This window comes from Gymnodinialimonas ulvae (assembly GCF_037543845.1).
In the GTDB taxonomy this organism is placed as follows: Bacteria; Pseudomonadota; Alphaproteobacteria; order Rhodobacterales; family Rhodobacteraceae; genus Gymnodinialimonas; species Gymnodinialimonas ulvae.
Genome location: NZ_JBBIFX010000001.1, coordinates 1,663,961 through 1,676,077, shown reverse-complemented (window position 1 = coordinate 1,676,077; position 12,117 = coordinate 1,663,961). Strand labels below are relative to the sequence as shown.

The 12,117-nt window shown below is 61.1% G+C and carries 9 protein-coding genes and 1 pseudogene; 4 read left to right on the top strand and 6 right to left on the bottom strand.

Going from position 1 to position 12,117, the window contains the following annotated elements; all coding sequences use genetic code 11:
* Position 1: 1 nt before the first annotated feature.
* From V8J83_RS08040 to V8J83_RS08030, 3 genes are all read right to left on the bottom strand, one after another.
* A complete protein-coding gene (locus V8J83_RS08040) occupies positions 2-1,465 on the bottom strand; it encodes a TrkH family potassium uptake protein (protein ID WP_339985234.1) in 1,464 nt (487 codons plus the stop codon).
* A gap of 672 nt (positions 1,466-2,137) precedes the next feature.
* Positions 2,138-3,343 carry a CaiB/BaiF CoA transferase family protein gene (locus V8J83_RS08035; protein ID WP_339985232.1) on the bottom strand — a complete coding sequence of 402 codons (1,206 nt, stop codon included), beginning with the start codon at positions 3,341-3,343 and terminating at the stop codon, positions 2,138-2,140.
* Entirely contained in the window at positions 3,340-4,299 is a 960-nt protein-coding gene (locus V8J83_RS08030; protein WP_339985230.1) for a hydroxymethylglutaryl-CoA lyase, read from the bottom strand. The genes V8J83_RS08035 and V8J83_RS08030 overlap by 4 nt, the downstream gene beginning before the upstream one ends.
* Positions 4,300-4,575: 276 nt before the next feature.
* On the opposite strand from V8J83_RS08030, the gene V8J83_RS08025 reads away from it, so the two are divergent.
* The 3 genes from V8J83_RS08025 to V8J83_RS08015 are packed head-to-tail and all read left to right on the top strand — an operon-like array spanning position 4,576 to position 7,503.
* Positions 4,576-5,559 (top strand): Bug family tripartite tricarboxylate transporter substrate binding protein, encoded by a 984-nt coding sequence (locus V8J83_RS08025; protein ID WP_339985228.1) that lies wholly within the window; start codon positions 4,576-4,578, stop codon positions 5,557-5,559.
* Positions 5,556-5,990: a tripartite tricarboxylate transporter TctB family protein gene (locus V8J83_RS08020; protein ID WP_339985226.1), complete on the top strand. Its 435-nt coding sequence runs from the start codon at positions 5,556-5,558 to the stop codon at positions 5,988-5,990. Before V8J83_RS08025 ends, V8J83_RS08020 begins: the two co-directional genes overlap by 4 nt.
* 4 nt (positions 5,991-5,994) lie before the next feature.
* Positions 5,995-7,503, top strand: coding sequence for a tripartite tricarboxylate transporter permease (locus V8J83_RS08015; protein WP_339985224.1), 1,509 nt, complete (start codon positions 5,995-5,997; stop codon positions 7,501-7,503).
* Between the two features lie 129 nt (positions 7,504-7,632).
* On the opposite strand, the gene V8J83_RS08010 is transcribed toward V8J83_RS08015, so the two are convergent.
* Positions 7,633-8,001, bottom strand: a complete 369-nt coding sequence (locus V8J83_RS08010) for a hypothetical protein (RefSeq protein ID WP_339985221.1) — start codon at positions 7,999-8,001, stop codon at positions 7,633-7,635.
* A gap of 242 nt (positions 8,002-8,243) precedes the next feature.
* On the opposite strand from V8J83_RS08010, the pseudogene V8J83_RS19050 reads away from it, so the two are divergent.
* Positions 8,244-8,830: pseudogene (locus tag V8J83_RS19050) on the top strand (Hint domain-containing protein).
* 272 nt (positions 8,831-9,102) lie between these two features.
* On the opposite strand, the gene V8J83_RS08005 reads toward V8J83_RS19050, so the two are convergent.
* Both V8J83_RS08005 and V8J83_RS08000 read right to left on the bottom strand, forming a co-directional pair.
* The gene (locus V8J83_RS08005) at positions 9,103-10,989 is read right to left on the bottom strand and encodes an ABC transporter permease (RefSeq protein ID WP_339986035.1); all 1,887 of its coding nucleotides are present in this window, start codon (positions 10,987-10,989) and stop codon (positions 9,103-9,105) included.
* A gap of 98 nt (positions 10,990-11,087) precedes the next feature.
* Positions 11,088-12,110 (bottom strand): quaternary amine ABC transporter ATP-binding protein, encoded by a 1,023-nt coding sequence (locus tag V8J83_RS08000; protein ID WP_339985219.1) that lies wholly within the window; start codon positions 12,108-12,110, stop codon positions 11,088-11,090.
* Between the last annotated feature and the right edge of the window lie 7 nt (positions 12,111-12,117).

Here is a 12,117-nt window from a genome sequence, read left to right as displayed (position 1 = left end):
GTCAATGTCCTCTTATCCAATTTCGCGGCCAAAGCAGAACGAGTACGGCAATGAATTCAAGCCGTCCCAACCACATCGCCAAGGTAAGTGAGACCTTTAGGTCCCAGGGTAGATCCGCCCCGACCAGGCCACTCGACAAGCCAACAGTCGAGAGGGCCGAGACGGTGTCAAACAGGCTCTGCGCGACGGGGTAACCATGAAGCGTGAAGTGTACCAGAAGCGCCAGCATCGCAGTGACATAGACAAAGATCAGTGCGAGCACACCGATGATCGTCTGATCGCTGACCTTTTCGCCATCCATACGCAGGGGCGCTACGGCGCGGTCGGGCATCGCGGGGGCACGGAAGGCGTGGCGGAAGGCCCGAAACAGCAAGCCCGCGCGCGCAAGCTTCAACCCGCCGCCGGTCGAGCCTGCGTCGCCACCAATCAACATCGCCAGTAGCACGACAACAAGAAGCGCGCCGCCCGGCATGGCGCTGGTCGAATAGCCGGCGGTTGTCAGCGCGGAGACGAAATTCAGGAAGCTGCCATAAGCGTCGTTCGCCGCGCGGGCGTCGGGTGAAAGCGCGTAGGCCAGCATGAAAGCAAACCCCAGCAGCGCGATGGCTGTCCCAACCCGACGCGCCGATCCGATGCGCCACGCGCCGCGCCAGTCACCTTTCAGGATCAATGCGAACGTGAGAAGCGACACAGCCCCCAAGACGCAAGACAGGATCACCATCGCTTGCCCGACCGGCCCATAGCTTGCGAGGCTGTCGGATCGCGGCGCAAAGCCGCCCGTTGAAATCCCCGACAGCGTCAGCGCCACTGCCTCGCGCCAATCGGGGGTCGCCAAAATCGTGAGGCCCGTCATGAGCGCGGTCAGGCCCACATATACGACAAGCAATTGCCGCGCCTTCGCCCGGGTGGATGCGATGCGATCGCCCTGATCTATCCCGGCCTGTCCCAATCGCCTGGTCGACATGCCCGCCGGCAGGATCAGCGCCAAGACCGCCGTTGCCATCACCAAACCTCCGATCCATTGCAACCACGCTCGCATGAAATGGGCTGCGAAGGGCCAACTGTCGGGATCCTGTGCGACCGACAGACCTGTGGTTGTCAGCCCGCTCATGCCCTCGAACAACGCGCTGACGGGTGTGAAGCCGAGTGTGAGGAAGGCGGGAACTGAACCGATGGCGGCGATCAAGAAGACCAGCGCAACGCTTGCCATCGCCTCGGCAGCACGCAGGTCTTTCGGCAGATCCCGCCGCGCGACGGCGGCATAGGTGCAGATTGCAATCAGGACCGGACCGAGAAGGCTCAGCGCCAAGGTCCATTCCCCCTCCGCCATGCCCCAAAGCGCTGGCGGTAGGTACAGCACGGCAAATACAGGGGCATGTTTGGCTAGCGTCAACAAGATAACGCCGGCGCGGATTTGCTGGCGCAATGTGTCCGCGCCATCACCGAGGGTGGAGTTCGATTTCATCAGGCGGCAATTTCCCGTGGCGCAAGGCCATTCACTTTAGAACTCGTTACCCTTGAACGTGCGGTAGGGGAAAGGGATTTCGATCCCCGCTTTGACCAAAGCCTGCTTCACGGCTGCCATGGGGAGAATTTAAACGATTATCATCTATGGAAGGATGCCTGCCTTTCACGCACCGAAAAAGATCCCCAAGGTGTTGGGCCGTCCGCCGTGCTTACTGGCGAACACGTCATCCAGACACGATCGCAAACGGCCTGGCTTTGTCCCTTGGTCTGTCAGTTTCGCGGATCCATGATCCGTTTCCGGGTTCTTGAAAGTGGGGGACGTTTGGGCATCCGACAAAGCCACATAGTCACCCGCACATCGCAAACAGGGCTCCTCTGACAGTGGCCGCCGCCCAAGCAATCCTGCTTGTCCGAATGATTTGGGTCTTCTGTCCGACGACCGGGCTTATCAAGATATCCGTCAAAGCTTGCGTGTTGGTATCGGGCCAATGGATCGGGCCATGGCGAAAATCCACACATTGCAAAGACGTGAGTTGTGGTTGAAAAAGGGCCGCGGCGCGCCAAACGACCCCAGCGGAGCCATTCCGCAACACATCGATCCTGACATGCCCCGACAGCATGCTGCTTCTGCTCTGCTTTGAACAGCCCCTCGGGAGCTGCCTAGAGTACATCACCGTGAACCGCCCGAATTCATCTGCTCAGCGCGCAATTGCTCGATCTCTTGGTCCGAGTATCCAGCCTCTCGCAGAATAATCTCAAAATGCTCTCCCAACTTGGGGGCCGCATGGCGAACCTCCAAGGGCGTTTCGCTGAACTTCACGGGGAAACCTGTCATCTTCGCGGATCCATGGCCTGGATGCGGGACATCAAGCACCATTTCCTGCGCAGCGACTTGTGGGTCGTTCAAGACCTCGATCATGCTTTGGACGCGGCCACAGGGAACTCCGGCCTGATTGAGCCGTGTGATCCAGCTGGCCTGCGTGTCGCCGACCGTCACATCGTTGATCCGCGCATTCAACGCGGGACGGTTGGCAAGACGCTTTGCGTTGGTGTCAAAACGCGGGTCGTTCAACAGGTCGGATAGGCCGAGTTCGGCCATGAACTTCGCGCAAATCGCCTCGGTCGAGGGAGAGACCGCGATATCGCCGTCGGAGGCGTGGAACAAGCCATAGGGCGAGGCGATCGGATGGTCGTTGCCGGTGGGCACAGGGTTCTCGCCGCTGGCGAGTGCATCGGACGACAGGTAGGCCATCATGGACAGCGTCGACATCATCATCGACGCCTCGACCGATTGCGCCGGGCCACCGGCTTCCCTCCCGCGCAACGCGGCAACAGCACCCAGGGCGGCATAGAGGCCAGCGACCAGATCGCTGATCGGATTGCCGGCGCGGAAAGGACCCGTCTCGCGCGTGCCATTGGTCGACATGAAGCCCGACATGGCCTGCGCGATGAAATCGAACGCCGGGCGGTCGGCATATGGCCCGGTCGAGCCGTAGCCATTCACGCTGACCACGATCAGGTCGGGGTTGATCTGTTTCAGCCGGTCGGGGCCGAGCCCCATCTTGGCCATCACCCCGGGTCGAAAGTTCTCGGTCACGATATCGGCGTCTTGAAGAAGACGGTGCAGTACCGACTTGCCACCATCACTGCGCAGGTCGAGTGTGATCGAGCGCTTGTTTCGATTGAAGCCCGCGAAATACCACGACAGTCCACCCACGATCCTGCCCTGCCCGCGCACGGCATCGCCTCCTGGGCTTTCCACCTTGATCACATCGGCCCCCAGATCGCCCAGGATCATGGAACAGAACGGCCCGGACAGGATCCGTGTCAGGTCCACGACCTTGACGCCCGCAAGCGGCAGGGGGGCGTCGGTCATCCGGTGGCCGTCACGGTCAGGTCGGGGTCGTATCGCCGCAGGCGCGGCCCGGCCTTCAGGACCTGCCCCGGAAGGTCGCGCCCGATTGTGTCTTGGGTCAATCCAGCCACGGCGATCAGGCGCTCAAGGTCGATCCCGGTGCAATACCCGCTTTCTTCCAGCAGGTAGACAAGGTCTTCGGTGCAGATATTGCCCGTCGCCCCGGCGGCAAACGGACAGCCGCCAAGCCCGCCGATGGAGGCATCGAAATAGCTCACCCCTTCGGCCAGCCCGGTCATCACGCAGGCAAGACCGACCCCGCGCGTATTGTGGAAATGCAGGCAAATGTCGATCTCGGAGGCCTTGGCCCGGATTGCTTGCACCGCGGCGCGCACGGTCGCGGGCGTTGCCATGCCGGTGGTGTCGCCGAGGCTCACGCGTTTGGCCCCGAGATCTTGGTAACGCCTGGCAATCATCGCGACCTGTTCGGGCGGCACGACGCCTTCGAACGGGCAACCGAAGGCCGTGGCCATGCCGCCCTCGACCACGATACCTTCGCGGTGCATCAGGTCTGCCACCGCCGCGAAATCCTGCAGCGACTGGGCGATGGGGCGGTTCACGTTCTTCAGGTTGTGGGTCTCGCTGGCCGACACGACCGTGTGTACCGCATCCACGCCCGCCGCCGCTGCGCGCTCTGCGCCCTTGAGGTTCGGGATCAACGCCGAGAGGACCGAGCCTTCGGGCCGATCGAGCCCCGCGATCACCTCGGCCGCGTCGGCCAGTTGCGGCACGGCGCGGGGGCTGACGAATGATGTCACCTGAATATGACGCAATCCGGCGGCGAACATTGCATTTGCGATCTCGATCTTTCGCGCGGTCGGGATGATTGTCTTTTCGCTTTGAAATCCGTCGCGCGGGCCGACCTCGCAAACGGTGATCTGGCTTCCCTCGGGAAGCGCATGGGGCGTGTTCGACATCTGCCAACCTCTGATCGGTTTGGGATTTTGTAACGTGTCATTTCTATAGCGAGCGCTCGAATTCGGCAAGAATACCCGCCAAAGTTGATTGCTTTTCAGGTGGATAACTTAAAGCGGGCAGCGGCCCGGCCCGCTGAGCATTCCGTAGGGTTAAGTTTCCCCAACAAAGACAGGCATATGAACGCCCATCGCCCATGACAGGCGCAGAGAGGGCTTGAATATTCCCCTTCGCTCGCCTCTCTTGGGCGCTGGTTTTATCAGGGAGGATCAAGACCAATGGGAGTACGCACCATCATTTCGGCCAAGGCAGCCCTTGCCACAGCCGCAACCGTTTTCACCCTTTCCGCCGCACCGCAGGTGGCCCAGGCCGAAGAATGCATCGCGCCGTCCAACCCGGGCGGCGGCTGGGATTTCACCTGCCGCACGATCGGCCGCATTCTCGGTGAGCTGGACCTGATCGAAGGCAACATGCAGATCACCAACATGCCCGGCGGCGTGGGCGCCGTGACCTATGCGATGGTCGATGCGGAGCGTCCCGACGACGCCTCGCTGATCGTGGCGACGTCCACCGTGGGTGTTACGCAAATTGCGCAGGGGCGCTATCCCTCCGGCATCGACACGATGCGCTATCTCGCGATGCTTGGGGCCGATGTGGGCGTGATTGCCGTGGCCGCCGACAGCGAATACGAGACGCTGGCGCAGCTGAACGAGGCCATTGTGGCCGATCCGTCCTCGGTTGTGACGGCTGGATCGTCGGGCGCGGGGGGCTGGGATCACATTCGCCTTCTGATGGTTGCCCGCGAAGGCGGATTGGAAGACCTGCCCGCCCTGCGCTGGGTGCAGTTCGACGGCGGCACCGATGCGGTTACGCAGATGATGGGTGGCCAGCTTGATGTTGTCTCGACCGATCTTGGTGAAATTGCAGGCTTCGTTGAATCCGGCGACATCCGGATCCTCGCGGCCCTGTCGTCCGACCCGATCCCGGCCTTCCCCGACATCCCCACGGCGATCAGCCAGGGCATTGATGTGACCGGCTATAACTGGCGCGGCCTCTACACCGGCGGCGAGGTGTCGGACGAAGACTACAATGCGCGCGTCGCACAGCTCGAAGCCCTGTACAATTCCGACGAGTGGCAGACGGCCGCCGTGGAGTTCGGCCTTGTGCCGATCTGGCGCGGCGGTGCCGAGTTCGAGGAATATGTCCGCGAACAGGAGCAGGTCATGGCCGACATCTCGCGCGATATCGGCGTGATTGAATGAGCATCAGGCTTGCGGGCGTCGCGATCTTTCTGGTCGCGGCGCTCTACGCCTGGACGGCACAAGACTACACCGTCAGCTTCGGCGATGTGCTTGGGCCGTCCGTCTTTCCGATCATGGTGGGTGTGCCTGCCATGATCCTCGCCCTGTCGCTGGTGGTGTTTCCTGGCGGAACGGTCAGTTGGCCCGCGCCGGCTCGGTTGCTGCGGCAGGGTTTGGCGATTGTGGCGCTGGTGGCCTATTCGGTCCTTCTCGAACCGCTTGGTTTTCCGCTGGCCACGGCGGCATTGGTTGCGGTGATCGCGATCATCATGGACGGGCCAGTGTTGAAATCCGCGATTATCGGCTTGGCCGGAGCGCTGTCGCTTTGGGCGCTCTTCGACCAGTTGCTTGGCTTGCCGATCGACTTCCTCGGCTCGGTTTTCGGCGGATAGCTTCATGGAAACACTCGCATCCCTTGGCCTCGGCTTTTCCGTCGCCCTGCAACCGCTGCACCTTGCCCTGTTGCTGTTCGGGTGCTTCGCTGGCACCTTGATCGGTGCGATGCCCGGCCTTGGCCCGGTCAATGGCGTGGCGATCCTGATCCCGCTGACCTTCGCGTTCGGGTTCGATGCGACCGCATCGCTGATCCTGCTCAGCGCCGTCTATTTCGGTTGCATGTACGGCGGGCGGATCAGTTCGATTCTTCTCAACATTCCCGGCGATGAGCCCGCGGTCATGACCACGCTCGACGGCTACCCGATGGCACAGCAGGGCCAGGCCGCCAACGCGCTCGCAATCTCCGGCGTCGCCTCGTTCGTGGGCGCAACCGTGGCCATCATCGGCCTGACGCTGTTCGCGCCACTGCTCGCCCGCGCCGCGATCTATTTCGGCCCGGCTGATTATTTCGCGCTCTACGTCATGGCCTTCGCCACCATCGGCGGTCTTGCGGGCGTGGACCCCCGCAAGACGCTATTGTCGGCTCTGATCGGGTTGATGATCGCGACCATCGGCCTGGACCCGGCCACCGGTATTCCGCGCTATACTGCCGGCGCGTTCGAGCTGTACGACGGGATCGATCCGATCGTCGCTCTTGTCGGCCTTTTCGCGATTTCCGAGCTTCTATTCCTTCTGGAACGCGCCATGAAGGATCGCGATGCGCAGATCCGCCTGACCACCTGGATCCCCGAGGTCCGCGTGATCGTCTCGACCGCTTGGGCCACTGTGCGTGGCGCGGTCGTTGGTTTCGTTGCGGGCGTCTTGCCCGGTGCTGGTGCCTCCCTTGGCGCGGTGATGAGCTATTCGATCGAAAAGCAGGTCTCCAACCGCGATGGCACCTTTGGCAAGGGCGATCCCAGAGGCGTGGCCGCCCCCGAGGCGGGAAACAATTCCGCCTCTGCCGGGGCCTTGATCCCGATGTTGTCGCTTGGTGTGCCCGGCTCGGGCACCACGGCCGTGATGCTGGCCATGCTGATCTCGCTGAACGTGCAGCCCGGCCCGCTCCTGTTCGAACGTCAGCCGGATCTCGTTTGGGGCCTCGTGGCCTCGCTCTACATGGCCAATGTGATGCTGCTGATCCTGAACCTGCCGCTGATCGGGCTGTTCACGCGGCTCATGGCGACCCCGACCTGGGCGCTTATGCCACTCGTCGTCGCGATCAGCTTCATTGGTGTCTATTCGATCAGCAATTCAACCTTCGATCTCTACCTGATGATTGGCTTCGGTGTGCTTGGTTACGTGTTGCGCAAGCTCGATATCACGCTCGTCCCGTTGGTCCTTGGCCTGCTTCTGGGGGCCGACATGGAAAACAACCTTCGCCGTGCCCTGTCGATCTCTGGCGGAGATTACAAAGTGCTCGTATCGAGCTGGATCTCGATCGCCCTCTATGTCGCGACGGCGGCGTTCCTCGCACTTTCCGTCTGGCTCGCACTGCGAGATAGCAAGCGTCAAAGAACCAGCGGAAATTGACGCGAGATCGCGGGACACAAGCCGAAATGCGCGCCAGAATGAATGCCATTGTCTTGAAGGGCCCCGCTTATGCGCCAAGCGAACGGTAATTGCTAAAAGGGTCCATCCGATTGCAGCCCATACGACCCTTTACGAGTATCCGTATGCCACGGTGGCGGCGCGCAGTGTCGGAATGTGTGACAATGGCAGAAGTGGCCAAACCGATGCTCCTGAAAAGGAAGCATCCGTAAGCGCGTCGGCAGCAAGTTTCTTGAGGTTCAACAAAAGCATAAGCCGCTTGAGGCCAATTGTAATTTCGGCGCGCTGGGTCTTTGTCAGCCATTTCGGTTCGATGGATGATCCCAGGGACCATCCGTGCCAGCCGTGAATTCCGGCCTCGGTGGCCCTGCTGGCTACGGCGAAGGGGTGTTTTCCAGCACGTCCAAGGATCCCGGCGCCAATGTCTCCTACACGCTGACCCATGCCAACGGAAACCAACAGGCGTTCGACATCTTTCACGACAACAGCACCAGCCCCAACCCGAAGGTGGTGTTTTCAACCAACGCCCCTCCGGGTCCGCGCAATGATGATACCATCCATGGTGGTGACGGCGATGGAAGCACCTGCGCCGCCTTGGGCGATGATGCCGTCGACGGGAGGCGGAGATACGCTGGGTTGTCACCGATGGCGGGTCCGGAAACGCTCGCCAGACCTTTCTCAAAGGCGAAACGGTGGTCCCACTGGGCGTCTCACCCTCCGAGATGGGCACGACTGTAGCACTCCACCACGCAGGCATGCCCTGTTTCACATCCGGCACACGGAGCGACACGCCGAACGGTGCGCGCTCGGAGGAAACCCTTGTATGCGGTGATTTGGTCCATACCACTGACGTCGGCCCGCAGCGGTGCTGTGAGCGGACAAGACGGCCCGCGGAAATGGCACATCGAAGCTTGTCCCAAACGCTGTCCCGGTCAGGATCAAGCGCGGGCCGCTCGGCAACCAGAGAGCTCTGCTCGTGTCGCAACAGCAATGCATCTTGATCCGGGATCCGTTCACCCGAGATCCCGTGTTCGCGCGCGGAAAACACCTCGCGGAAGAAACCGAACTTGCGTCCTTAGCGTTTGGTCGCACGAAGGTCACCTGCCATCACATCCTGCTGTCGCGACACGCAGCGATCGACACCAATGGCATCCCGAGCGAAAGCTTCTATCCCGGCTCCAGCGCGCTACGGATGCTGTCCAAACGTGCGCTTTGGGGCTTGTTGGATGTCTTGCCACAGGGCCGAACAGGATCGTTGAGGTGGTCCAAGTTTCCTAGATATCTGCCGCGTTCAGGTTCCACCGCCTGACCTCGAGGTCAACCGGCGACAGCATGCCGGTGTTCGTCTGTTTGCGCTTTGGGTTGTAACACAAATCGACAGTCCTCAAGGACCCTGACATCCGGTCGACCGGCTGGCGTTCCGCTTGCGGCCCCGACCATCAAGCTCTTCGAGAACCTGCCAAGGGGCGGGACCTGTGTGTCAGGTAAGCGACAGCCAACGTGTCCTAGTTGAGACGGATTCAAATCGGTGTGACGGCACGCGGCGTTAAGCGGATGCCGTAAGGTTCGGCGCATGGCCCCTTACCCACCCAGCCCCAGCATACGTTTCTTGTCCTCTGCCCATTTCATTATGATCAGATCAAAGCTGAGCGCCATCAGCGAAACGCAGATGCCGAGCACGAAGTTTGTCCCCAGGTTCGTGCCCGCCAATGTTCGCTGCAATTCCTGGCCCAGGTCTTGCGTGCCGATAAAGGCCGCGATGATGACCATGAAGAAGGCGAACATAATGGCCTGGTTGAAACCTACAGCCATCGTCGGGAACGCCAGCGGGATCTGCACCTTGAGCAGTTTCTGCAAACGCGTGGCTCCGGACATGTCAGCGGCCTCGGTGATTTCCGGCGGGACGGTGCGCAACCCTTCGATGGTGTAGCGGACAAGGGGAACCGTCGCGAAGATCAAGATCGAAAAGATCACCGCGATATCGGTGATCCCGAACAACATGATCGCGGGCAGCAAATAGACGAAGCTCGGGAAAGTCTGCGCGGTGTCGCAGGCCAGCAGGACGCGGCGGGCGGAGTTCTCATTTCGGGCGGCGAGGATTGCAATGGGCAGGCCGATGAGCGTGGCGAGGATCACAGCGGCGAGTACGGAATAGAGCGTGATCACGGCGCGATCCCACCAGCCCGATAAAGCGACCAACGAGAAGAACAGGCCCGCCAGCATCGCCTGCTTGCGCCCGGCCAACCACAGGCCGAAGGCGACGATCAGGAGTATCAAAGCCGGTGTCGGAATCGACAGGAGGAAGTTGCGGAATGGGATGAAAACGTTGTTGTTGAGAAACGCGCGCAGGCCTCCGGTGATGGCCGTCACCCAATCGAGTGCCAGGAAGGTGCGCATGATCCCGTCGATCTCGCGTCCCATCGACAGGCTTTGGCGGCGCCCGATCTCCGAGAGGTAGGGAACGAACTGGGATAGGATGTAGAAAAAGACAAAGGCGCCAAGACCGATCAATGCAAAGCGATGCTGCTGCCACCACGGCGTGCCTTTCTCAAAGTGCTCCGGCTGTTTGGCGACCCAGGCTTTCGACATCCGATCCAAGGCGACTGCGATCAGGACGATGGTGATCCCGATTTCAAATGACCGGCCCAGACGGAAGCTGCCCATGAATTGCAGCAATGTCGCGCCAAGGCCAGGCATGCCGATGAACGCCGTCAGAACGACCATCGCCAGGCACAGCATGATCACCTGGTTCACGCCGACCAGGATCTCGGTCCGGGCCGAAGGGATGTAGACATGTCGCAACATCTGAAACCGTGTGCAGCCGCTCATCTTTCCGGCCTCGACCACCTCAGGCGAGACCTTTTGTAGGCCGAGGATTGTCATAAGGATCATCGGTGGAATGGCGTAGATGATCGTGGCCACCGCACCGGCAGTGGGGCCGACTTTGAAGAAGATCACGGCGGGCAGCAGGTAGGTGAAGAAAGGCAGGGTCTGCAGAACGGCGAGGATCGGTTTGATTGTGTTCTCGAAAGCCGGATATTTCCACGCGGTGATGCCAAGAGCCAAGCCAATGACGAAGGCCATGGGGGCGGCGACAACCAGGACGGACATCGTCTGCATCGCGATTTCCCACTGGCCGATCAATGCGGTCCACAGGAATGTGCCACCTGCGAGCAATGCCATGCGCCATCCGCCAAGCCAGTAGCCCAGAACGGCAACGGCTGCGGCAGTTGCCGACCAGGGGATAGGGCCGAGATAGGGCCAGCGACGGCGCCCGAAGAGCAGGTTGCCGGTCACGTCCAGCACCCATTCCAACCCTTCGGTAAGGAAGCGGGTGAAGGCCAAGAGACCCAGATCATCTTTCACGAACTCGAAAATCACATCGAGCCAGTCCGCAAAAGGCGGGATTACGCTTTCAGGCAGGCGATGCAGAAAAGCTGGCAACAGCCCGGAATATTGCGCGATCATCAGCGCAAGCGCCGTGGCGACGCAAATCAGCGCGGCCTTTGGGCGATCGATGCCCACAACAGGTGGCGCGCTTGGCAAGCTTTGTTGATCTGCCGCGCTCATCGTTCACCCAGCAGCACATCGAGCGCCTTGGCCTTGGGCATTGCGCCCAATGACGCGCCGTTTTCAGTCACCGGGAAGGCGTCCCGCGGGTCGGTGATCAGAATTTTGGCCATGTCATGAACCGAGACCGCGCCGTCTATTGGCGCGCCCTCTGCGGTGGCGCCGGCCTCAACGAGAACGCGCGCGTGCACAACCCGCGCCTTGTCGATGTCTTCGGTAAACTTGCGCACATATTCGGTGGCGGGGTTCAGGACGATCTGGTCGGGCGTGTCGCATTGTTCGACCGCGCCGTCCTTCATGATTGCGATGCGATCTGCGAGCCGCAAAGCCTCGTCAAAATCGTGGGTGATGAAAACGATGGTCTTGCCGAGCATCTCCTGCAGTCGCAGGAATTCATCCTGCATCTCGCGTCGGATCAAGGGGTCGAGGGCGCTGAATGGTTCATCGAGGAACCAGATATCGGGCTCAATGGCGAGCGAGCGTGCAATCCCCACGCGCTGTTGTTGACCGCCGGAAAGCTCGCGCGGGAAATATTCCTCGCGGCCCTCAAGCCCCACGAGTTTGATGACTTCCATCGCACGGTCGCGGCGGGCGTGTTTTTCCTGTCCGCGCATTTCAAGCGGGAAGGCCACATTCTCCAGCACGGTGCGGTGCGGGAGCAGGCCGAAGGATTGGAACACCATGCCCATTTTCGAGCGGCGCAATTCGATCAGGTCACGTTCCGGAAGGCGCCCGATATCGATGCCTTCAACCTCGATGGTGCCGCCGGTGATTTCGTGAAGCCGTGAGAAGCAGCGCACCAATGTGGATTTGCCCGAGCCAGACAAGCCCATGATCACCAGCATCTCGCCCTTGTAGACTTCAAGCGATACGTCGCGCACGCCAGCGATATAGCCGTCTGCGCGGATCTCGTCGAAGCTGCGACCTTCGGGCAGGGTCTTTAGATACCCCTTGGGACCCGCCCCGAAGATTTTCCAAGCATTCTTGCAGGAGATGACGGGTGCGGTGCCTGTGGTCATTTGGGTG

Excerpts from the sequence above, each read along its gene's own strand:
- V8J83_RS08030 (WP_339985230.1), bottom strand. The coding sequence starts at position 4,299 with ATGTCGAACACGCCCCATGCGCTTCCCGAGGGAAGCCAGATCACCGTT.
- V8J83_RS08040 (WP_339985234.1), bottom strand. The coding sequence starts at position 1,465 with ATGAAATCGAACTCCACCCTCGGTGATGGCGCGGACACATTGCGCCAG.
- V8J83_RS08035 (WP_339985232.1), bottom strand. The coding sequence starts at position 3,343 with ATGACCGACGCCCCCCTGCCGCTTGCGGGCGTCAAGGTCGTGGACCTG.
- V8J83_RS08005 (WP_339986035.1), bottom strand. The coding sequence starts at position 10,989 with ATGATCGCGCAATATTCCGGGCTGTTGCCAGCTTTTCTGCATCGCCTG.
- V8J83_RS08015 (WP_339985224.1), top strand. The coding sequence starts at position 5,995 with ATGGAAACACTCGCATCCCTTGGCCTCGGCTTTTCCGTCGCCCTGCAA.
- V8J83_RS08025 (WP_339985228.1), top strand. The coding sequence starts at position 4,576 with ATGGGAGTACGCACCATCATTTCGGCCAAGGCAGCCCTTGCCACAGCC.
- V8J83_RS08000 (WP_339985219.1), bottom strand. The coding sequence starts at position 12,110 with ATGACCACAGGCACCGCACCCGTCATCTCCTGCAAGAATGCTTGGAAA.
- V8J83_RS08020 (WP_339985226.1), top strand. The coding sequence starts at position 5,556 with ATGAGCATCAGGCTTGCGGGCGTCGCGATCTTTCTGGTCGCGGCGCTC.